Source organism: Massilia sp. H6 (genome assembly GCF_024802625.1).
Taxonomy (GTDB): domain Bacteria; phylum Pseudomonadota; class Gammaproteobacteria; order Burkholderiales; family Burkholderiaceae_D; genus Telluria.
Window position 1 is genome coordinate 2459182 of sequence record NZ_CP103371.1, and the last position, 19562, is coordinate 2478743.

21 protein-coding genes and 1 pseudogene are annotated in these 19562 nt (G+C 64.2%); 11 read left to right on the forward strand and 11 right to left on the reverse strand.

The window, feature by feature from the left end; translation table 11 throughout:
- Window positions 1–25: 25 nt before the first annotated feature.
- On the forward strand, window positions 26–601 hold the full coding sequence (locus tag NRS07_RS10925) for a hypothetical protein (protein WP_259206478.1): 576 nt from the start codon (window positions 26–28) through the stop codon (window positions 599–601).
- 52 nt (window positions 602–653) lie between these two features.
- On the opposite strand, the gene NRS07_RS10930 is transcribed toward NRS07_RS10925, so the two are convergent.
- From NRS07_RS10930 to NRS07_RS10955, 6 genes are all read right to left on the reverse strand, one after another.
- Window positions 654–1430: a peptidyl-prolyl cis-trans isomerase gene (locus NRS07_RS10930; RefSeq protein WP_259206480.1), complete on the reverse strand. Its 777-nt coding sequence runs from the start codon at window positions 1428–1430 to the stop codon at window positions 654–656.
- 82 nt (window positions 1431–1512) lie between these two features.
- Entirely contained in the window at window positions 1513–2292 is a 780-nt protein-coding gene (locus NRS07_RS10935) for a peptidyl-prolyl cis-trans isomerase (protein WP_259206482.1), read from the reverse strand.
- A 162-nt stretch (window positions 2293–2454) separates the two neighbouring features.
- Complete coding sequence (locus tag NRS07_RS10940) at window positions 2455–2733, reverse strand: BolA family transcriptional regulator (protein WP_259206487.1); 279 nt, start codon at window positions 2731–2733, stop codon at window positions 2455–2457.
- On the reverse strand, window positions 2723–3364 hold the full coding sequence (locus NRS07_RS10945) for a septation protein A (protein ID WP_259213157.1): 642 nt from the start codon (window positions 3362–3364) through the stop codon (window positions 2723–2725). Before NRS07_RS10945 ends, NRS07_RS10940 begins: the two co-directional genes overlap by 11 nt.
- Window positions 3364–3771: a peptide-methionine (R)-S-oxide reductase MsrB gene (gene msrB / locus NRS07_RS10950; protein ID WP_259206489.1), complete on the reverse strand. Its 408-nt coding sequence runs from the start codon at window positions 3769–3771 to the stop codon at window positions 3364–3366. The genes NRS07_RS10945 and msrB overlap by 1 nt, the downstream gene beginning before the upstream one ends.
- 38 nt (window positions 3772–3809) lie before the next feature.
- Window positions 3810–5288: a YdiU family protein gene (locus tag NRS07_RS10955; RefSeq protein ID WP_259213158.1), complete on the reverse strand. Its 1479-nt coding sequence runs from the start codon at window positions 5286–5288 to the stop codon at window positions 3810–3812.
- Between the two features lie 95 nt (window positions 5289–5383).
- On the opposite strand from NRS07_RS10955, the pseudogene NRS07_RS10960 reads away from it, so the two are divergent.
- Window positions 5384–5653, forward strand: a pseudogene (locus NRS07_RS10960) (hypothetical protein); the annotation flags it as partial.
- Complete coding sequence (locus NRS07_RS10965) at window positions 5586–6908, forward strand: amidohydrolase (protein WP_259206494.1); 1323 nt, start codon at window positions 5586–5588, stop codon at window positions 6906–6908. The pseudogene NRS07_RS10960 and the gene NRS07_RS10965, both read left to right, overlap by 68 nt.
- Before the next feature lie 209 nt (window positions 6909–7117).
- On the opposite strand, the gene NRS07_RS10970 is transcribed toward NRS07_RS10965, so the two are convergent.
- Entirely contained in the window at window positions 7118–7879 is a 762-nt protein-coding gene (locus tag NRS07_RS10970) for a hypothetical protein (protein WP_259206503.1), read from the reverse strand.
- 136 nt (window positions 7880–8015) lie between these two features.
- Here NRS07_RS10970 and NRS07_RS10975 point away from each other — a divergent pair, with 136 nt between their 5' ends.
- Entirely contained in the window at window positions 8016–10103 is a 2088-nt protein-coding gene (locus tag NRS07_RS10975; RefSeq protein ID WP_259206510.1) for a 3-hydroxyacyl-CoA dehydrogenase NAD-binding domain-containing protein, read from the forward strand.
- 87 nt (window positions 10104–10190) lie between these two features.
- Here NRS07_RS10975 and NRS07_RS10980 read toward each other — a convergent pair whose 3' ends face one another.
- On the reverse strand, window positions 10191–11891 hold the full coding sequence (locus tag NRS07_RS10980; protein WP_259206516.1) for an MFS transporter: 1701 nt from the start codon (window positions 11889–11891) through the stop codon (window positions 10191–10193).
- 202 nt (window positions 11892–12093) lie between these two features.
- Here NRS07_RS10980 and NRS07_RS10985 point away from each other — a divergent pair, with 202 nt between their 5' ends.
- From NRS07_RS10985 to NRS07_RS10995, 3 genes are all read left to right on the forward strand, one after another.
- Window positions 12094–12396, forward strand: coding sequence for a Dabb family protein (locus tag NRS07_RS10985; protein ID WP_259206517.1), 303 nt, complete (start codon window positions 12094–12096; stop codon window positions 12394–12396).
- A 93-nt stretch (window positions 12397–12489) separates the two neighbouring features.
- The gene (locus NRS07_RS10990) at window positions 12490–13272 is read left to right on the forward strand and encodes an SDR family oxidoreductase (RefSeq protein ID WP_259206523.1); all 783 of its coding nucleotides are present in this window, start codon (window positions 12490–12492) and stop codon (window positions 13270–13272) included.
- 22 nt (window positions 13273–13294) lie between these two features.
- Window positions 13295–14203: an SDR family oxidoreductase gene (locus NRS07_RS10995; protein ID WP_259206531.1), complete on the forward strand. Its 909-nt coding sequence runs from the start codon at window positions 13295–13297 to the stop codon at window positions 14201–14203.
- Window positions 14204–14258: 55 nt separating this feature from the next.
- On the opposite strand, the gene NRS07_RS11000 is transcribed toward NRS07_RS10995, so the two are convergent.
- Genes NRS07_RS11000 through NRS07_RS11010 form a run of 3 tightly spaced genes read right to left on the reverse strand, consistent with a single transcriptional unit; the run spans window position 14259 to window position 16374 of the window.
- Window positions 14259–15020, reverse strand: coding sequence for an NRDE family protein (locus NRS07_RS11000; protein ID WP_259206535.1), 762 nt, complete (start codon window positions 15018–15020; stop codon window positions 14259–14261).
- Entirely contained in the window at window positions 15011–15313 is a 303-nt protein-coding gene (locus tag NRS07_RS11005; protein ID WP_259206537.1) for a DUF4936 family protein, read from the reverse strand. The genes NRS07_RS11000 and NRS07_RS11005 overlap by 10 nt, the downstream gene beginning before the upstream one ends.
- A gap of 2 nt (window positions 15314–15315) precedes the next feature.
- Window positions 15316–16374, reverse strand: coding sequence for a folate-binding protein YgfZ (locus tag NRS07_RS11010; RefSeq protein ID WP_259206549.1), 1059 nt, complete (start codon window positions 16372–16374; stop codon window positions 15316–15318).
- Window positions 16375–16487: 113 nt separating this feature from the next.
- On the opposite strand from NRS07_RS11010, the gene mltG reads away from it, so the two are divergent.
- Genes mltG through NRS07_RS11030 form a run of 4 tightly spaced genes read left to right on the forward strand, consistent with a single transcriptional unit; the run spans window position 16488 to window position 19552 of the window.
- Window positions 16488–17495 carry an endolytic transglycosylase MltG gene (gene mltG, locus NRS07_RS11015; RefSeq protein ID WP_259206557.1) on the forward strand — a complete coding sequence of 336 codons (1008 nt, stop codon included), beginning with the start codon at window positions 16488–16490 and terminating at the stop codon, window positions 17493–17495.
- Entirely contained in the window at window positions 17492–18142 is a 651-nt protein-coding gene (gene tmk / locus NRS07_RS11020; protein WP_259206576.1) for a dTMP kinase, read from the forward strand. Before mltG ends, tmk begins: the two co-directional genes overlap by 4 nt.
- Window positions 18139–19164 carry a DNA polymerase III subunit delta' gene (locus tag NRS07_RS11025; RefSeq protein ID WP_259206578.1) on the forward strand — a complete coding sequence of 342 codons (1026 nt, stop codon included), beginning with the start codon at window positions 18139–18141 and terminating at the stop codon, window positions 19162–19164. Before tmk ends, NRS07_RS11025 begins: the two co-directional genes overlap by 4 nt.
- A 10-nt stretch (window positions 19165–19174) precedes the next feature.
- Window positions 19175–19552 (forward strand): PilZ domain-containing protein, encoded by a 378-nt coding sequence (locus NRS07_RS11030; protein WP_259206628.1) that lies wholly within the window; start codon window positions 19175–19177, stop codon window positions 19550–19552.
- The last annotated feature ends 10 nt before the right edge of the window (window positions 19553–19562 follow it).

A 19562-nucleotide genomic window follows, 5' to 3' on the forward strand; every position in this document is an offset into this window, starting at 1 on the left:
GCCATAAATTTCTTTGGAGGATCACATGACTTACCGACAGCGTATTTCCCGGATCGCCGCCCGCATTGTGCTTGCCAGCGGCCTCACATTCGTGCTTAGTCCCGGCGCCTTCGCAGCCGAGGCTGCCCTGACGCAGGCGGGGACCAGTGCCGCTTGCGGCGAAGTAACGACTGTCGCGGCTGTCACGCCGGACGCAGCATTGGCGGACTGCGGATGTCCGCCGAAAGGCTGCGTGCGCACCCAGGGCTATTGGGGCAACAAGCCAGGTGTCGCCTGGCCGGCGCCCTACGACCGCGACGCCCCCTTCTTCAACAGCAGCTTGAGCTGGCAGCAGGTAATGGACAGCCCGGTACGGGGCGATGCCTATGTCATGCTGGCGCATCAGTACATCGCGGCCGTACTCAATGGCAGGGCTGGCGCATCGGCGCCCAACAGCCTGCGCGCGATCCTGCTAGCGGCGGGCAGCTGGTTCAAGACGGCCACCCCCGGCACCTGCCTGCGCGGCGCTTGCCAGCTGCAGCGGTCCTGGGCCGGCATGCTGGACGAGTACAATAATGGCGACTATCCGGGCGCGCCGCCACACTGCGCCGAAGACGACTGAACAGTAAAAAAGCGCTCCCTGGGGAGCGCTTCTTGGCGAGGCTGAATCCAGATTACTGGATCTTGGCCTTCTTCACCAGGCTTTCGCGGTACTGGGCCAGCTGACGCTGTTGCAGTTGTTCCGCGACCTGCTGCTTGACTTCTTCCAGGGCCGGCACCTTCGCGGCGCGCACGTCTTCGAGCTTGATCACGTGGTAACCGTACTGGGTCTTGACCGGGGTCTCGGTGATGGCGCCTTTTTGCAGGGCGGTCATGGCCTTGGAAAACTCGGGCACGTAGTTGGCCGGGCTAGCCCAGTCCAGATCACCACCATTGGCTGCCGAACCGTCTTTCGACTGCTTGGCCAGCTCCTCGAACTTGGCGCCGGCCTTGAGCTTGCTGATCATGGCCTTGGCTTCGTCTTCGGTGGTCACCAGGATATGGCGTGCGCGGTATTCTTTCTCGCCCACCTGGGACTTGTACTTGTCGTACTCGGCCTTGATTTCGGCGTCCTTGATCGGGTTCTTCTTGACGTAGTCGGCCAGCATGGCGTTGATGATGATGCTCTGGCGCGCATTGTCGATCGCTGCCTTGACGTCGGCGCGGGCGCCAATGTTCTGCTTGTCGGCTTCCTGGATCAGGACTTCACGACCGATCAGGTCTTTCTTGATGGCGTCGCGCAACTGCGGCGAATCGGTGGCGCGGCCCTGGGCGACAACTTGCTTGACCATCTGGTCAACCTTGGCCGCCGGGATGGGTTTGCCATTGACGGTCGCAACGTTTTGCGCGAACGCAGGCGCGGCAACCAGGGTCATCATGGCTAACAACAGGCGGGCTGGCTTCGAAATCATTGTTGAGGTCCTATCTAAACACGAAAAAGTTCGCCGCAGGCGGCAAAAACCGGTACTGACTCAGCACCGGCGGTAACCTATATTACTGCACCTTTGCCTTTTTGACCATTTGGTCTTTGTACTCTTCGAGCTTCTTCTGGGCCAGGGCGTCGGCGATCTGCGGCTTGACTTCGGCCAGCGTCGGCAGCTTGGCGGCGCGGGTGTCATCGAGCTTGATGACGTGGAAGCCATTGGCGGTCTTGACCGGGGTCTCGCTGACCGCGCCTTTTTGCAGGCCAGTGAAGCCAGCGGCGAATTCCGGCGGGAACGAAGACGGGCTGGCCCATTCCAGGTCGCCACCCGTGCTGGCGGTGCCGGTATCTTTCGAGCCCTTGGCCAGCTCTTCGAACTTGGCACCGGCCTTGATCTTGGCGATCACCGCCTTGGCCTCGGCTTCAGTCTCGAGCAGGATATGGCGCACGTGGTATTCCTTGTCGCCGGTCTGCTTGGTGAAACGGTCGTACTCGGCCTTGATCTCGGCATCGGTCACCGGGTTCTTGGCGATGTAGTCGCGCGCCAGCTGGTTGACAACGATCGCCTGGCGGGCGTTGTCGAGCGCCGCCTTGACTTCCGGCTTCTTGTCGTAGCCCTGCTTGACGGCTTCTTGCATCAGCACTTCGCGCGCGATCAGGTCGCGCTTGATCACTTCGCGCATTTCGGGCGAATCCTGGCCCTGGCCGGCGGCGACCACCTGCTTGACGACGGCGTCGACGCGCGACGACGGGATCGGCTTGCCGTTGACCACGGCGAGGTTCTGCGCATGGGCAGGGATGGCGACAACGGCGATCAGGGCGAACAGCAGGCGTGCTGGCTTCAAAGTCATTTCTGGAATTCCTGTGGGAAGAGTTGCTTGGACGAGATTGCTCAGTTCTTGTACGTGGTTGTTTTTGTGTACGTCTTCTACTACAGCTTCTTTTACTTCTAGCGAAAGATTGTCTGCGATGATACTTAAAGCTGGCTGAAGGTGCTTGCCTCTAGCGAGCCGTCAGCCGGCATCGGACGGGGCGATGGCCGTGATGGCCAGGGCATGGATTTCCGCCTTGTTAATCATTTCGTGCACGGCATCATACACAAGACGATGACGCATGACCAGCGACAGCCCGGCGAACTTGTCGGAGGCAATCTTGACGCTGTAATGGCTGCCGCCAGAGGCTGCGCCAGCGTGTCCGGCGTGCAGGTGTGAATCGTCGCTGATCTCGAGCAGGCTGGGGGCCAGCGCGGCCTGCAACTGCGCGCGCAGGCGTTCGGTACGGTTAGTTTCCATTCGGTGCATCCTCCTGAATATGTTTGGACAGCATGAGCGATTGAATGATGATAAAGGCGAACAGGATGCCAGAGATGCCGAACAGCTTGAAGCTGACCCAGGCCCCGGTGTCACCTTCGAAGACCACAAAGGCCATCAGCAGGTTCAGCACGCCCAGCGCGACGAAGAAGGCGACCCAGGCGTAGAGCACGCGGGTCCAGACCGCTTCGGGCAGGCTCATGGCGCCCCCGAGCGCCGAGCGCATCAGGTTCTTGCGATAGACCAGGTGGGCGAACAGCAGGGCAGCGCCAAAGGCCCAGTACAGGATGGTCGGCTTCCACTTGATGAAGGTATCGTCATGAAAATAGATCGTGGCGCCACCGGCGACCGCCACGACCCCAAGCGACACCCACAGCATGCCATCGACCTTGCGCCGGCGCGCCAGCAGGTAGGCGATCTGGAGCACCGTGGCCAGGATCGTGACTGCCGTGGCCAGCAGGATCGGCGACTGCGATGCCGGCACCGCGCCGCCCGAGATCAGTACGCCGAGGTAATCGGTGACCAGTCCGTGGGCCCATTCCTGGTGGCTTTCGCCGTATTTATAGATGCCGAAGAACAGGATTACCGGCAGCATGTCGAACAAAAACTTGATCATGCGTCGCCTCGGGCCGGTTCGAAACGCAGCGAGGCCGAATTGATGCAGTAACGCAGGCCAGTAGGCGGCGGACCGTCGGGAAAGACGTGGCCAAGGTGGGCATCGCACACCGCGCAAATGATTTCGGTGCGCAGCATGCCGTGGGTGCGGTCGGTCTTTTCAATGACATTGGCCGGATCGAGCGCCCGGAAATAGCTCGGCCAGCCGCAGCCCGAATCGAACTTGGCGTCGGATTCGAACAGCGGCGTATCGCAGCACACGCAGGTATAGATGCCGTGCTCGTGGTGGTCCCAGAATTTGCCGGTGAACGCGCGCTCGGTGGCGGCGTGGCGGGTCACCTGGTATTGCATCGGGTCGAGCTGGTCGCGCCATTCGGCGTCCGTTTTGGTCAGTTTGTCGGTCATATTGGTCTCGCGGGTAGCAATGCGGGTTCGGAACAGGCTCACGACGAGCAGCTCACTTCGAGGTGAGCGGCCCAGTCGGGCGGCAGGGCCGCGTAGGCGTCGTGTTCGGGTTGTTCGTCGAACGGACGCTCGAGCACGGCGAGCAGCGTCTGCACGCCGCTGTAGTCGCCACGCTGCGCCTGTTCGATTGCGGTCTGGGCCAGGTAGTTGCGCAGCACATATTTCGGGTTGGCGCGATGCATGGCGGCGCGCCGCACGTCATCGCGGCTAGCCTCGGCGCGCAGCCGGGCGCGGTACTGCACCGCCCAGCCATCGAAGGCTTCGCGCTCGAGGAACAGGTCGCGCACCAGGGCGTCCTCGCCTGGTCCGCCGTCCAGGCGCAGTTCGCCCAGTCGCCGGAAGAACAAGGTGAAGTCGGCGTGGTTCGCCTGCAGCAGCTGGAACATGGCGTCGAACAATTCTTCGTCGCCGGGGCGCACGTCGCGCAGGCCGAGCTTGGCGTGCAGGTGCTCGTCCATGCTGGCGCCAAAGGCCGGGCGATACACGGCGAGCGCCTCTTCGGCTTCGTCGGTCGTGCCGATCAGGGGCAGCAGGGCATTGGCGAGCGCGTAGCAGTTCCAGTGACCGACCGCAACCTGGTTGGCATAGGAATAGCGTCCGCCCTGGTCGGTGTGATTGCAGATGTGATTGGCGTCGAAGGCTTCCATGAAGCCGAACGGTCCGTAGTCGAGCGTCAAGCCCAGGATCGACATATTGTCGGTGTTCATGACGCCATGCATGAAGCCGACCGCCTGCCACCCGGCGATGGTGCGCGCCGTGCGGCGGGTGACTTCCGCCAGCAGTTCCTTGTAGGGATTGGCGGCCCCGGCCAATTCCGGATACCAGTTGGCGATGACGTAGTCGGCCAGGATACGCAGCTCGTCCTGCTTGCCGCGCTGGGCCCAGTGCTCGAACGAGCCGAAGCGCACAAAGGTCGGCGCCATGCGGGTCACGACGGCAGCGGTCTCGACGCTCTCGCGGATCACCGGCTGGTGCGAGCCGGTCACCATCAGGGCGCGCGTGGTCGGGATGCCGAGCGCCGCCATTGCTTCGGAGCAGAGAAATTCGCGCAGCGACGAGCGCAGCACCGCACGGCCGTCGCCCATGCGCGAATACGGCGTCAGGCCAGCGCCCTTGAGCTGGATTTCCATCCGGCCATGGCCATCACCCATGGGAAGGTCGCCCAGGGTGATCGCGCGACCGTCGCCGAGCTGGCCAGCCCAGACCCCGAACTGGTGTCCGGAGTACACCGCAGCCAGAGGCTGCGAGCGCACTGCCACCTTGTTGCCGGTGAAAACCTCGACGAAATCCGGCTGCGCCAGCGTCTGCAGGTCGAGCCCGACCAATGCCGCGGCGGGCCCACTGGCGGCAATGAAGCTCGGCGCCGGCAAGGGCGTCGGCATCAGCCGGGTATAGAACGCCGGCGGTAATTCGGCAAACACGTTGTCGAAAGGAAGTTCGTCAGCAGTAATGGCAATTCCAGTACAAGTAATCGGGTGAGCACAAAGGCGGGCGATATTGGCGGAATTCTACCGTACCCGCCCGATTCTCACCGCGCACCGGTGAAGGACAACTGGTGCTGGAGCGTGCTGGCATGGAGGTTAGCAGCAAAGAATTGCTGGCCTTCATCGATAAAAAAGTGGCAAAGTGGTGGATTCCGGACGATGTCGTGTTTCCCGAGGCGCTCCAGGTGGGCGGCACCGGCAAGTTCCAGAAAAACAAGCTGCGTGAGCTGTATCACGAACAATGTATGCCATTTGCCCCACCAGGACCCCATGACCAAGACTCTGCTTTCCATACTACTGGCCGCCAGCGTGCTGCCGGGCGCCGTTCACGCGACTGAGCTGTCCAGGGCTGTCGCCAAAGACTATGACACCCACCTGGCGCCACTGCTCGATTACCTGCACCGCAATCCCGAGCTGTCCTTTCTAGAGGTGAAGACCGCGGCGCGCATGGCCAAGGAGTTGCGCGCGGCCGGCTTTAGCGTTACCGAGGGCGTGGGCGGCACCGGGGTGGTGGCGATCCTGAAGAACGGTCCCGGACCGCTGGTGATGATGCGGGCCGACATGGATGGCTTGCCGATGATCGAGAAATCCGGCTTGCCCAATGCCTCGACCGCCACCCAGAAAGACATGGAAGGCAATGTCACGCCGGTGGCACACGCCTGTGGCCACGACATCCACATGACCAGCCTGGTGGGCACGGCGCGCCGCATGGCGGCCGAACGCTCGGCCTGGTCGGGCACCCTGATGCTGGTGGGCCAACCGGCCGAGGAAAGGATCGGCGGCGCGCTGGCCATGATGAAAGATGGGCTCTATCAACGCTTCGGCCAGCCGGATGTCGCGCTGGGCTTGCACGTCAAGGCCGACATGGCCACCGGCAAGGTGCACGCGTCCGAGGTCTCGCCGTATTCCGGCGCCGACACGGTCGAGATCGCGATCAAGGGCGTCGGCGCCCACGGCGCCCAGCCGCACCGCGGCAAGGACCCGATCGTGCTGGGCGCGATGATCGTGATGGGCCTGCAAACCATCGTCAGTCGCGAGCTGGGCCCGCGCGAACCGGGCCTGATCACGGTTGGCTCTTTCCACGGCGGCACCAAGGCCAATATCATTGGCGACAACGCCAGGCTGCAACTGACCGTGCGCAGCGAAAGCCCGAAAACGCGCGAGCTGCTGCTCGGCGCCATCAAGCGCATGGCCGAGCACACCGCGCGCGCCGCCGGCATGGCCGACAACGAACTGCCCGAAGTGAAGCTGGTGGACACCCCGGCGCCGCCGGTGCTGAACAATGTCGAGCTGGTGCGGCGCCTGCGCGCGGCCTGGATCGGCAAGCTGGGGCCAGATGCCTTTGGTGCCGAAGAATTCCGCGAAGGCATGGGCTCGGAAGACTTCCCGATGTTCGTGACCGACCCGTATATCCCGAGTGTGTACTTCACGATCGGCGGCACCGCCCCCGAGACCATCGCCGCAGCCAAGGCCGGCAAGCTGCGCCTGCCGAGTCATCACAGCCCGCTGTTCAAGGTCGAGCACGGGCCGGCGGTGCGGATGGGGGTGGAAGCGACGGTTGTGGCCTTGCGCGAGTTGATGGGCAAGCCTTGAGCTGCGCTGCCTTCGATCACGCCGGTTAATGAACCAACCGGCAGCCGCAGCTAAGTGCTCGACCGGAAATCAATGTGAATTTTGGCAAACAGAACCGGATGCGGGGCAAGGCGGCGAGTGTGCCGCAGTGCGAGCACTGCAAGCGCGAGCCAACGCAGCAACGCGCCGGTTATGGCAGCCAAAAACACATTTATTTAAGGGTGAGTACTTTAGTCGCGTGGTGGCAGCACATGGCGCAAGGTCGGCTCGATGCCCAGCGCCTGCAAGTGACGGACAATGTCCTCTAGCGTAGCGTCCTTGAGCAACAGGCCGTCGGGCCCTGCGCGGCGGGGCTCGAATGCGGGCCCCGGCGCCGGCATCGGGGCTGCCGCCGTGGTGGCCGTTTCGCTCTGCTTCATCGACACCAGCGCATCAAAAAACTGCGCCTTGCCGATGCTGTCCAGGCCCTCCAGAAAGCCCACCTGCGCCGTCACGGGCGGCGTCATTTCCAGTCCGGCCTCATCGGCAAACGACGCGCCCATGCCCGGGTGGATGAAAGCCGCCCACTTGCCGCTGGCCGTGCTCAACGATGGCGGCAAGGCCACTTCCACTGCCACCTGCAGGTCGAGCTCGGGGAAATGCGCGTCGCGCAGCATCGAGACGAAGCGGCGCACGTCGCCCAGCGGTACCGCTTCTTCGAGCGACAGCCAGAGCTGGTAGCCGCTGCCGCCGTCGATGCTGACGGCGGGCGGCGCAAAGCCAAACGACTCCTGCAGCCGGTTGGCCACCTCGCACAGGTTGGTCCAGTGCTGGGCCGGAGCGGCGCCACGCACCTTTGGAAAGTCGATCACGATCGCCCGCATCAGGTCGTCGCGCGAGGCCAGTCCGACGCGCAGGGCCTGCATGCCCTGGAAGTGCTGGGCGAGCGCATCGGGCGAAGCCAGTTCGGGCATCAGGTAGAGCCGGTAAAGTTGCGCGATCAGTTTTTCCATGGAAATCAGTTTGCTTGTCTCAAGAGGGCGCTATTCTGGCACAGCCTGTCCTCGCAAGAAAATAAGACGAACGTTCTTTTAGTTGGGGTATAGTTTTATAGATAAGCAGCATCAATCACAAGGAGATAAGACAGACATGAGCGCCGATTACACCAGTGAAGGCAGCGTTGCCGTAATCACCCTGAATAACCCGCCGGTCAACGGCCTGGGCCTGGAGACGCGCACCGCCGCGGTCGCGGCGATTCGCCGTGCCGAAGCCGATGCCACCATCAAGGCGATCGTCATTACCGGCGCCGGCAAGGCCTTCTCGGGCGGCGCCGACATCCGCGAATTCAACTCGCCCAAAGCGCTAACAGAGCCGACGCTGCACACCCTGATCCGGGTCGTGGAAGACTGCGCCAAGCCGGTCGTCGCCGCCATCCACAGCGTCTGCATGGGCGGCGGGCTGGAACTGGCCCTGGGCTGCAACTACCGCGTCGCGCTGCCGGGCGCCCTGATCGCGCTGCCAGAGGTCAAGCTCGGCCTGCTGCCGGGCGCCGGCGGCACCCAGCGCATGCCGCGCATGGTCGGCCTCGACATGGCCTTGAACATGGTGGTCAGCGGCGCGCCGGTAGTGTCCGAAAAGCTGGCCGGCACCGCGCTGTTCGACAAAGTGTTCCCGGCCGGGACCGACCTGCTCGGCGCCGCGGTCGCCTTTGCCGAGGCAAAGGCCGATATCAGGCCGCTGCCGAAGGTGCGCGAGCGCAGCGTCGATTATCCGGACCACGCCGCCTTCCTCGAGGCTGCGCGGGCGTCGGTGAAAGCCATGGCCGGACCGTTTCCAGCGCCGCTGGAATGCGTCGAGACGGTCGCCGCGTCGGTGACCATGCCCTTCGAGCAAGGCCTGGCCTTCGAGCGCGAACGTTTCCTGCACCTGATGCAGACCCCGGAATCGAAAGCGCAGCGCCATGCCTTCATGGCCGAACGCGCCGCCAGCAAGGTGCCGGACGTGCCGGGCGACACGCCGGTGCGCAGCATCGCCAGCGCGGCGGTGATCGGTGCCGGCACCATGGGCGGCGGCATCGCCATGAATTTCGCAAACGCCGGCATTGCGGTGACCATCCTGGAAACCCAGCAGGACGCGCTCGACAAGGGTCTGGGCACGATCCGCAAGAATTACGAGAACACCGTCAAGAAGGGCAAGCTCAGCGCTGACCAGGGCGAGCAGCGCATGGCCCTGATCAAGGGCACGCTCGACTATGCCGACATTGCGCAGGCCGACATCGTGGTCGAGGCCGTGTTCGAAGACATGGGCGTGAAAGAAACCGTGTTCAAGCAGCTCGATGCGGTCATGAAGCCGGGCGCGATCCTGGCGTCGAACACCTCGACGCTCGACCTCGACCGCATCGCGGCCTTCACCCGGCGCCCGCAGGACGTGATCGGCCTGCATTTCTTCAGCCCGGCCAATGTCATGAAGCTGCTGGAAATCGTGCGCGGCAAGCAGACCGGCAAGGACGTGCTGGCCAGCGCGCTGGCCCTGTCGAAAAAGATCAAGAAGACCGGCGTGGTGTCGGGCGTATGCGATGGCTTCATCGGCAACCGCATGCTGGAACAATACCTGCGCCAGGCTTACTTCTTGCTCGACGAAGGCGCCTTGCCGGCCCAGGTCGATGCGGCGATCGAGCAGTTTGGCTTTGCGATGGGGCCGTTTCGCATGAGTGACCTGGCCGGCAACGATGTCGGCTGGTATATCCGCAAGCGCCGCGCCATCGAGTCGCCCCAGATCGCCTATTCGAAGAGCGCCGACCTGCTGTGCGAGCAGGGCCGCTTCGGCCAGAAGACCGGCGCCGGCTGGTACGACTACCAGGCGGGCGAGCGCAAGGCCTATCCTTCGGCCCTGGTCGATGCCATGATCGTGCAGCATTCACAGGACCTCGGGCTGGAACGCCGTGCAATCGGCGACGCCGAGATCGTCGAGCGCCTGGTGTACGCGCTGGTGAACGAAGGCGCCAAGATCTTGGAAGAAGGCATCGCCATGCGCGCCTCCGACATCGACATCGTCTACCTGACCGGTTACGGCTTTCCGCTGCACCGGGGCGGGCCGATGTTCTATGCCGAGTCGGTCGGCCTGCCAACGGTGCTGGAGGCGATCCGCGGCTATGCGGGCGGGCGCCATGGCGAAGCCTGGAAGCCGGCCCCGCTGCTGGAGCGGCGCGCGGCCGAGGGCAAGGGCTTCGGGGGCTGAATCTTGGCTTGAATACCCGGGCGGGGTAATGCGCCGTGCCGCGCGCATTACCCCGCCGTACCTTGCATTAGCTATCCGGGCTGATGGTCAATCGTCGGCGTAGATATTGTTGTCCTTCGTCTCACGGACGAACAGCCCGCCGATGAGCACGGTGGCCAGCGCGATGACGATCGGGTACCACAGGCCGTAGTAGATGTCGCCCTTGAAGGCCACCAGGGCGAAGCTGACCGTCGGCAGCATGCCGCCGAACCAGCCGTTGCCGATGTGATAGGGCAGCGACATCGAGGTATACCGGATACGGGTCGGAAACATCTCGACCAGCATGGCTGCGATCGGCCCATACACCATCGTCACATACAGCACCAGGATGAACAGCAGCAGCACCAGCATCGGCTTGTTGATCGCGGCCGTGTCGGCTTTCTCTGGATAGCCTGCCGCCTTCAGGGCGGCGGTCACGTCGCCCTTGAACGCGGTCTCCCTGGCCTTGGAGGCAGCATCGAAGTTCAGGTTATCCGGCGTCATGACCGCGTTGAAGGACGGGAAGGTGGTGTCGCCGACCTTGACCGTGGCCACGGTGCCGGCGGGCGCTTCCTGGATGTTGTAGCTCACCGAGGCGGCCGTGAGCATGCGGGTGGCGATGTCGCACGACGACGGGAATTTCTTGGTGCCGGTCGGGTCGACCTGGAAGTGGCAGGTGGCCGGGTCGGCCACGACCACCACTGGCGAAGTCTGGATCGCACGCTCCAGCGCCGGGTTGCCGTAATGCGTGATCGCCTTGAAGATCGGGAAATACGTTGCCGCGGCGATCAGGCAGCCGCCCAGGATGATCCATTTGCGGCCGATACGGTCCGACAGCGAACCGAACACGATAAAGAAAGGCGTGGCCAGGGCCAGCGCGATCGCGATCAGGATGTTGGCAAGCGGCTCGTCGATCTTCAGGGTCTTGGTCAGGAAGAACAGGGCGTAGAACTGGCCGGTGTACCAGACCACTGCCTGGCCCATGGTCAAACCGGCCAGCGCCAGGAAGGCGACCTTGGCGTTCTTCGGCTTGAGGAAGGCTTCCGACAGCGGTGCCTTCGAGGTCTTGCCTTCGGCTTTCATCTTGGCAAAGGCCGGCGATTCGGACATCGACATCCGGATCCAGACCGACACGCCCAGCAGCAGCACCGAGATCAGGAAGGGAATGCGCCAGCCCCAGGCCTGGAACTGTTCTTCGCCCATGGCGGTGCGGGTGGCCAGGATCACCATCAGCGACAGGAACAGGCCGATTGTGGCAGTGGTCTGGATGTAAGAGGTGAACAGGCCGCGCTTGCCTTCGGGCGCGTGTTCGGCCACATAGGTGGCCGCGCCGCCGTATTCGCCGCCAAGCGCCAGGCCTTGCAGGATGCGCAGCGACACCAGGATGATCGGCGCGGCGATGCCGATCGTGGCATAACTCGGCAGCAGGCCAACCAGGAAGGTCGAAGCCCCCATGATCACGATGGTAACCAGGAAGGTGTATTTGCGGCCGATCATGTCGCCCAGGCGGCCGAACACCAGCGCGCCGAACGGGCGCACGATGAAGCCGGCGGCAAATGCCATCAAGGCGAAGATGAAGGTGGTAGTGGGGTCGCCGATGAAGAACTGCTTGGCGATGATGGTGGCGAGCGAACCGTACAGGTAGAAGTCGTACCACTCGAATACCGTGCCGAGTGAAGATGCGAAGATGACCTTTTTCTCTTCTTTGGTCAGTCCAGAGGAAGAAGGCGCCGCCTTTCCTCCCGCTGTTGTGCCGGGTGTGATTGCCATGGGTGTCTCCGAATAGATTTTGGTGTTGTCGGATCGCTGATGGTTGGTCAGCTAAGGCGCAGTGTGGGCCGCTATCCTTACACGGTGCTTGCTCCCACTGGAAGGTGAGCGAACGACCGTGCTTGATCATGCTATTCTCGTTCGTTGGCGCAGCCCCGCCAGGGAGCCATGGATGGCGCGACATTCACCTACAGGAGCAGCAATGATCAAGCATATCGTGATGTGGAAACTGAAGGACCAAGCCGAAGGCGCGGACCGGGCCGCCAATGCGCGCGAAATGAAGCGCCGTCTGGACGAGTGCGCGCAGATCGTGCCAGGCATGCTGGCCTTCGAAGTGTCGCTGGCGCAGCCCGGGCTGGAAGCGACCTATGATGTCGTGCTGTACTCGGAGTTTGCCGACAAGGCGGCACTGGCCGCCTACGCCGCGCACCCGACCCACCAGGCGCTGGTGCCCTTCATCGGTGCGGTGCGCGAAGCGCGCCAGTGCATGGATTACGCGGTGTAAACACGCTTTATAAACACGCTTTAGAGTTGCCGGGCATGAAGCACGCGCTGCTAGCGGCGGCAAGCAACCAGGAACACAAACGGAGACTATGTAATGCGCACCACCGAGGAACTTTTTTCGTTAAAGAACAAGACCGCCATCGTCACCGGTGGCTCGCGCGGCCTCGGGCTGCAGATGGCCGAGGCGCTGGGCGAGCAGGGCGCGCGCGTCTTGGTCTCGTCGCGCAAGCAAGAAGAGCTCGATGAAGCCGTGGCCCACCTGCAGGCGCGCGGCATCGATGCCTCGAGCATCGCTGCCGACCTGTCCGACCCGGCCCAGGCCCATGCATTTGCCGAGGCCGCCGTTGCCCGGCTCGGCCATGTCGACATCCTGGTCAACAATGCCGGGGCCAGCTGGGGGGCGCCGGCCGAAGACTACCCGCTCGAAGCCTGGGACAAGGTGATGGACCTGAACGTGCGCAGTATCTTTTTGGTGACGCAGGCGATCGGCAAGCTGTCCATGATCCCGCGCGGCTACGGGCGTATCATCAGTATCTCGTCGATCGCCGGACTGGCCGGCAATCCGCCGGGCACGATGCAGACCATCGCCTACAATACCTCGAAGGGTGCGGTCGTGAACTTCACGCGCGCGCTGGCCGGCGAATGGGGCCGCTACGGCATCACGGTCAATTCGATCGCGCCGGGGTTCTTCCCGTCGAAGATGACCAAGGGTGTGCTGGCCGCGTTGGGCGCCGAACACCTGGCCAAGGATGCGCCTTTGAATCGCCTGGGCGACGGCGAAGACCTGAAAGGAGCGGTGGTGCTGTTCGCTTCCGACGCCGGCAAGCATATTACCGGGCAGACGCTGGCCGTCGACGGCGGCGTATCGGCAGTCTGATGTCATTCCAGGGGAGAAGCACATGAAGGATTTTCTAGGCAAGGTTGCCGTCATTACCGGCGCTGCGAGCGGCCTGGGCCGTGAGTTCGCCAATATGGCGGCCGGCCTGGGTATGAAACTGGTGCTGGCCGATGTGCAGGCCAAGCAACTCGAACACGCGACCGAAGAGTTGCTGGCGACCGGCACCGAGGTGCTGTCGATGGTGTGCGACGTCAGCAAGGGCTCGCACGTGCAGGAGCTGGCCGATTCGGCAATCGCCCGCTTCGGCGCCGTTCACCTGGTGTTCAACAACGCCGGCGTCGGTGCCGGTGGCCTGATCTGGGAAAACTCCGAGAAGGACTGGGAGTGGGTGCTGGGTGTGAACTTGTGGGGCGTGATCAATGGCGTACGGATTTTTACCCGGGTAATGCTCGAGTGCGCCCGGCGCGACGCCGACTACCAGGGTCATATCGTCAATACGGCATCGATGGCCGGCCTCCTGACGCCGCCGGTGATGGGCGTGTACAACGTGAGCAAGCATGCCGTGGTAGCGCTCACCGAAACCCTGTATCACGACCTGCGCCTGGTTGACGCGCCGATCGGGGCCTCGGTGCTGTGCCCGTTCTTCGTGCCGACCGCGATCGCCCAGTCGCACCGCAACCGCCCCGAGGAGCTCGCCAGCGACGAGCGCATTACCGCCAGCCAGGCGACCTCGCAAAGCATGACCGAGCGGGCGGTCGAGTCGGGCAAGGTAACGGCCCAGGACGTGGCCCGAATGGCCTTCGACGCGATTCAGGATGGGCAGTTCTATGTGTATTCGCATCCGCAGGCACTGGCCTCGGTTGGCGAGCGCTTCGATGCAATCGTGCAGGGCAAGCTACCCGCCGATCCTTATGCGGCCACGCCCCAGGTGTGGAATGGTCTGAAGGCGGGGGTCAAGGGGCGGCGCTGAGCTCGATGCGAGCCGGACAGGGCAGGACAGGGCAGGCAGCGTCCTTGGGGCGCTGTTACGCCGCTTCCTGGTTCTCGGGATGCACCACCCGCTCATGCAGCTCGGGTTCGCCCGCGTGGTACAGCTTGACCACGGTCGAGGTGCGGGTACCGTAGCCGGGCGACTCGATGCACACCGGCGAGAGCATGCGCTCGAGCTCGATCGGCATGCCGGTTTCGGGCAGGCGCAGGTCGGGGGCGCGGGTGGTGTCGGCCAACATCTCGAAATAGGCGTCTTCCGGGGCGCCCTGGCACAGCAGGCTCGCGAACTGCGCCTTGGTGCGCAGCACCTTGGGCCAGGGCGCATCGAGCAGGCCGTTCGAGATGCCATAGATGCGTCCCGGTTCCAGGGCTAGTCCATTGCGCGGGTCGCCGCCGCCGCGGTTCGAATACCAGTACAGCGTATCGCGGTCGCCAAGCACCAGGTTATAGCCGTTATAGACGTCGCCGCGCGCGATCACCTGCGCCAGATAGTCGGCGGCATCGAGCGTGCCTGCCAGGAAGCCGGCCACCAGGTCGCCGCGGGTCGGCGCGTTATCGCGGCGCTCGTGCGGGCCGCGGATATTGGTCAGGGCGGCGAACTTCGGGCCGTTCGGGCCTTCGGTGCTCACACCCATCCAGCTGCCGCCGCCACGCAGGTCACGCCCTGCGATGACGTGCGGATGCTCGGGCCAGGGGGCGGCCGGGCTGGCGGGGCGGTCATAGAACTCATCGCGGTTGGCGGCGGCGATGACGGGCACGCCCGGCATCACATGCCAGGCAAAGACGATCAGGCACATGGTGGCAGGTCCATAGGTGGCAGGTCCATAAAGATCTCGGACCGGCGCGGGCCCTGGGTGTAGGCGTCGAGGCCGGCCGCGCACGCGGCGGCGCTGACCACGCTATCGAAGCCGTCGGCGGCGCCGGGATAGACTTCCATCCAGGTCTGCAGGCCGTCGCGCGCATCGGGACGACACTTGAGCTGGGCCGCGGTGCCCCCGTGGGCGAGCTGCGCCTGCATGGCGCGCACCCGCGCCGCCAGTGCGGCGCCATCTTCGGTGCGCACCTTGTAATAGACGTACAGGTCGATCATCGCTAGATGTCGAGCGCGTCGAGATGGTAGGGCATCTGCTCGAAGCGCAGCTGCGGGCCGCCGGCGGTGCCCAGGCGCACGTCTTCGCCCAGCGCCGCCAGTTTCATTTCCACCAGCAGGTCGGCGCCGCCAAGGCCGTTCGGCGCGGCATTGACGACCATGCCGCAAGGCTGGCCGGGATCGCTCATCGAGACCGCTTCGTCGCCGGCGCGCGCGCCCGCATGCCCGACCGTGGCCAGCACCGTGCGGCGTTTGAGCTTACCGAGATACTGGCTGCGGGCGACGATCTCCTGACCCGGGTAGCAACCCTTCTTGAAGTTCACACCACCGAGCAGCTCGAGGTTGATCATCTGCGGCACGAACTGTTCCTGGGTGACGGCAGTGATCTGCGGCACGCCGGCATGGATGGCCGCCAGTAGCCAGGCCTGGTTGCCGCCCAGTGCCAGCTGGTCGGCCAGCAGCGGTAGGGCGGCGCTGGCGGCTTCTTCACTCGCCAGCCACAACCAGCGCGGCGCGCCAAAGGCGTCGGCCAGCCGGATCACGGTGCCGAAGCTGCCCTCGGTCTTGCCGTTGACCGTATCTGGCAGGGTAGCGACGTGACGCTCCAGCGCACTGCCGGCGCGCGCCCCGCCCAGTCCCAGCACGGCCGCGAACGGCGCCTCGAAGCTGGCGTCGCGCAGCTTGGCCTTGGCGCGCAGCACGAACATGGACAGGCGCTTTTGCAGCGGCGGCTGGATTGCACGCGGCAGCTGCAGATACACCGCCTCGGCGTCGCGCCAGACCAGAAAGGTAGCCTGCAGACGTCCTTTGGGCGTACAGAAGCCGGCCAGGCGGGCTTCGCCCTGGCCAAGGTGCTCGACGTCGTTGGTCAGCTGCTTGTGCAGGAAACTGGCCGCTTCGTCGCCGGCCACGGCAATGATGCCGAGATCGGTAACCGGGGCCACGAAGCCCGCGCTCAGCTCGGCCGCGGTAAGCGGGCGGCCGAAGTCGTCGGCCTGGGAGGCGTCGTCGGCATCGAAGCGGGCGCCGAGTGCAGCAAGAGTGTCTGTCCAGTTAGGCATAAATCCAGTTAGTATTAGCAATTAGGCTTTATCATTACGGGCTCATTATAAAGATGTCGGCGAAATCGCGCCGGGGACGTCGAAACCCCCGGCAACACACCAAGCAAAAACACATGGCATTCATCAAAAAACTCCTGGTCACCGGCGTCGTCGTTTCCGTCGCCGCAGTCGCAGGCTTCTCATGGTGGGCCAAGACCCCCCTCGACACCGGAGCGGGCACGGAGCCGGCCATCGAATTCACGATCAACCCGGGTAGCGGGGTGGGCGCGGCCGCGCAGCAGATGGTGGCAGCCGGGGTGCCGGTCAATCCGCAGCTGTTCAACCTGCTGGCGCGCGTCACCGGCAAGGCTGGCCGGATCAAGGCCGGCAGCTACGAGCTCAAGCCGGGCACGTCGCCACGTCGCCTGCTGACCCAGATCGTGCGCGGCGAATTCGCGCAAGAGGCGGTGACGATCATCGAAGGCTGGACCTTCCGCCAGATGCGCGCGACCCTGGCCGCGCACGCGCGCCTCAAGCACGATACCGTGAAGCTGAGCGACCAGGAGTTGATGGCGAAGATCTCCAAAGAGTACACCTCGCCAGAAGGCCTGTTCTTCCCGGATACTTACCTGTTCGCCAAGGGCTCGTCCGAACTCGACATCTACAAGCAGGCGCATGCGGCAATGCTCAAGCACCTGCATGCCGCCTGGGAGAGCCGTGACAGCAGCCTGCCGTACAAGACGCCTTACGAAGCACTGATCATGGCCTCGATCGTCGAGAAGGAAACCGGCCAGAAGAGCGAACGCACGATGATCGCGGGCGTATTCGTCAACCGCCTGCGCACCGGCATGCTGTTGCAGACCGATCCGACCGTGGTCTACGGCATGGGCGAGCGCTTTGCCGGCGATATCCGCAAGAAAGACCTGGAAACCGATACGCCCTACAATACCTATACCCGCAGCGGCCTGCCACCCACCCCGATCTCGTTGCCAGGGGTGGAGTCGCTCGCCGCGGCGCTGGCGCCGGCCAAGACCGAAGCGCTGTATTTCGTCTCGCGCGGGGACGGTACCAGCCAGTTCTCGACCAACCTGCCGGATCATAACCGGGCGGTGAACCAGTACCAGCGGCGGATCAAGCAATGAATCAGGGCGTGGAAGTGGAATCTGCGACGACACCGGCACCCAGGGGCAAGTTCATCAGCTTCGAAGGCATCGATGGCGCCGGCAAATCGACCCATATCGGCTTTGTAAAGAATTTCCTGGAGTCGCGCGGCAAGACCGTGGTGTCGTCGCGTGAACCGGGCGGCACCGCGCTGGGCGAAAAGCTGCGCGCTTTGCTGCTGCACGAGAAAATGCACCTGGAAACCGAAGCCCTGCTGATGTTCGCCAGCCGCCGCGAGCACCTGGCGCAGCTGATCGAACCCGGGCTGGCGCAGGGGCACTGGGTATTGTCGGACCGGTTTACCGATGCCAGTTTTGCCTACCAGAGCGGCGGCCGTGGCTTGCCGCGCTCTAAGATGGAAGCGCTCGAAGCATGGGTCCATCCGTCGCTGCAGCCCGACCTGACGCTGCTGTTCGACCTGCCGCTCGAGGTCGCGCGCGAGCGGCTGGACGCCACCCGCACGCTCGACAAGTTCGAGCGCGAGCAGGCCGACTTCTTCAGTAAATGCCGCGACGAATACCTGCGCCGTGCACAGCAGTTCCCGCAACGCATCGTCGTGATCGATTCGACGCAGTCGATCGACGCCATCCGGGTGCGCCTGGGCGAGGTGCTGGAGAAGCTGCTGTGACGATCTATCCATGGCAGGGCGAGGCCTGGACCCAGTTGCAGGCGATGCGCGCGCGCTTGCCGCACGCGATCCTGTTCCACGGCCCGGCGGGCGTGGGCAAGGCCGATTTCCTGGAAAGCGTGGCGCAAGCGCTGCTGTGCGAAAACGTGCGCGCCGACGGCCACGCCTGCCAGGCCTGCGCCTCGTGCGGCTGGTTCGCGCAGAATAACCATCCGGATTACCGCCGCGTGCGGCCGGAAATGCTCGAAGACGAGCCGGGAAGCGATGCCGAGGAGGGCGCCGAGCCCGCCGCCAAGTCGAAATCTGCCAAGGCGCCCTCGAAAGAGATCAAGATCGAGCAGATCCGCGCCTTGGGCGACTTCATGAATATCTCGACCCACCGCCAGGGCCTGCGGGTGGTGGTGCTGTACCCGGCCGAGGCACTGAACATGCCGGCCTCGAATGCGCTACTCAAGACGCTCGAAGAGCCGCCCCCTGGCACCGTGTTCCTGCTCGCCTCGAACAGCCTGGACCGCCTGCTGCCGACCATCCTGTCGCGCTGCCGCAAGTTTGCGCTCCCGATGCCGTCGCAGCAGCAGGCGCTGGCCTGGCTCGACGCCCAGGGCGTGGCCGACGCCGGCAGTTGGCTGAGCGAACAGGGCGGGGCGCCGCTGGCTGCGCTGAGCGAGGCCGAGAGCGGCAACCGCGAGGAGATGGAGGCGCTGCTGCAATTCCTGGCCAATCCGGCCACCGACGGCGCATTGCGGGTGGCCGACAAACTGGCCAAAACGCCGCTGGCGACGCTGGTGGCCTGGCAGCAGCGCTGGCTGTACGACCTGGTGTCGGTGAAACTGGCCGGCCGGGTACGCTATTATCCGCGCTACCAGAAGCAGCTTGCGGCGCTCGCGGGGCGGGTGCACACTGCCAACTTGAACCGTGCGGTGAAGGCGGCCAACGAGCGCCGGGCGGTGGCCGACCACCCCTTGTCGGCAAAATTATTTGTCGAAGATATGTTGCTTGAGTACACTTCGTGCTGCGCATGAAAGGAAGCCGATGACCGCCACTACCAACGATCCGAATGCCCCGCAGCTGCCGCGGCCGTCGGTGCTGTCGTTGGCGATCAAGGAAAAGGCGGCCCTGTACGCGGCTTACATGCCTTTCATGAAGAACGGCGGCATCTTCGTACCGACCAACAAGCCCTACAAGATTGGCGACGAGATCTACCTGATCCTGTCGCTGATGGACGACCCCAACAAGTTCCCGATCGCCGGCAAGGTGGCCTGGATCACGCCGGCGGGCGCCAATAACAACAAGGCGCAGGGCATTGGCGTGCATTTTCCGGAAGACGAAGCCGGCCTGCGCGCCAAGTCCCGCATCGAAGAAATTCTCGGCGCCGCACTGCGTTCGGCGCGCGCCACGCATACCCTGTAGATCACACCGC

Excerpts from the sequence above, each read along its gene's own strand:
- NRS07_RS10990 (WP_259206523.1), top strand. The coding sequence starts at position 12,490 with ATGCGCACCACCGAGGAACTTTTTTCGTTAAAGAACAAGACCGCCATC.
- NRS07_RS10930 (WP_259206480.1), bottom strand. The coding sequence starts at position 1,430 with ATGATTTCGAAGCCAGCCCGCCTGTTGTTAGCCATGATGACCCTGGTT.
- NRS07_RS11005 (WP_259206537.1), bottom strand. The coding sequence starts at position 15,313 with ATGATCGACCTGTACGTCTATTACAAGGTGCGCACCGAAGATGGCGCC.
- NRS07_RS10965 (WP_259206494.1), top strand. The coding sequence starts at position 5,586 with ATGACCAAGACTCTGCTTTCCATACTACTGGCCGCCAGCGTGCTGCCG.
- NRS07_RS11000 (WP_259206535.1), bottom strand. The coding sequence starts at position 15,020 with ATGTGCCTGATCGTCTTTGCCTGGCATGTGATGCCGGGCGTGCCCGTC.
- NRS07_RS11030 (WP_259206628.1), top strand. The coding sequence starts at position 19,175 with ATGACCGCCACTACCAACGATCCGAATGCCCCGCAGCTGCCGCGGCCG.
- NRS07_RS11010 (WP_259206549.1), bottom strand. The coding sequence starts at position 16,374 with ATGCCTAACTGGACAGACACTCTTGCTGCACTCGGCGCCCGCTTCGAT.
- NRS07_RS10970 (WP_259206503.1), bottom strand. The coding sequence starts at position 7,879 with ATGGAAAAACTGATCGCGCAACTTTACCGGCTCTACCTGATGCCCGAA.
- tmk (WP_259206576.1), top strand. The coding sequence starts at position 17,492 with ATGAATCAGGGCGTGGAAGTGGAATCTGCGACGACACCGGCACCCAGG.
- NRS07_RS10925 (WP_259206478.1), top strand. The coding sequence starts at position 26 with ATGACTTACCGACAGCGTATTTCCCGGATCGCCGCCCGCATTGTGCTT.
- NRS07_RS10935 (WP_259206482.1), bottom strand. The coding sequence starts at position 2,292 with ATGACTTTGAAGCCAGCACGCCTGCTGTTCGCCCTGATCGCCGTTGTC.
- NRS07_RS10995 (WP_259206531.1), top strand. The coding sequence starts at position 13,295 with ATGAAGGATTTTCTAGGCAAGGTTGCCGTCATTACCGGCGCTGCGAGC.
- NRS07_RS10940 (WP_259206487.1), bottom strand. The coding sequence starts at position 2,733 with ATGGAAACTAACCGTACCGAACGCCTGCGCGCGCAGTTGCAGGCCGCG.
- NRS07_RS10975 (WP_259206510.1), top strand. The coding sequence starts at position 8,016 with ATGAGCGCCGATTACACCAGTGAAGGCAGCGTTGCCGTAATCACCCTG.
- msrB (WP_259206489.1), bottom strand. The coding sequence starts at position 3,771 with ATGACCGACAAACTGACCAAAACGGACGCCGAATGGCGCGACCAGCTC.
- NRS07_RS10980 (WP_259206516.1), bottom strand. The coding sequence starts at position 11,891 with ATGGCAATCACACCCGGCACAACAGCGGGAGGAAAGGCGGCGCCTTCT.
- NRS07_RS10985 (WP_259206517.1), top strand. The coding sequence starts at position 12,094 with ATGATCAAGCATATCGTGATGTGGAAACTGAAGGACCAAGCCGAAGGC.
- mltG (WP_259206557.1), top strand. The coding sequence starts at position 16,488 with ATGGCATTCATCAAAAAACTCCTGGTCACCGGCGTCGTCGTTTCCGTC.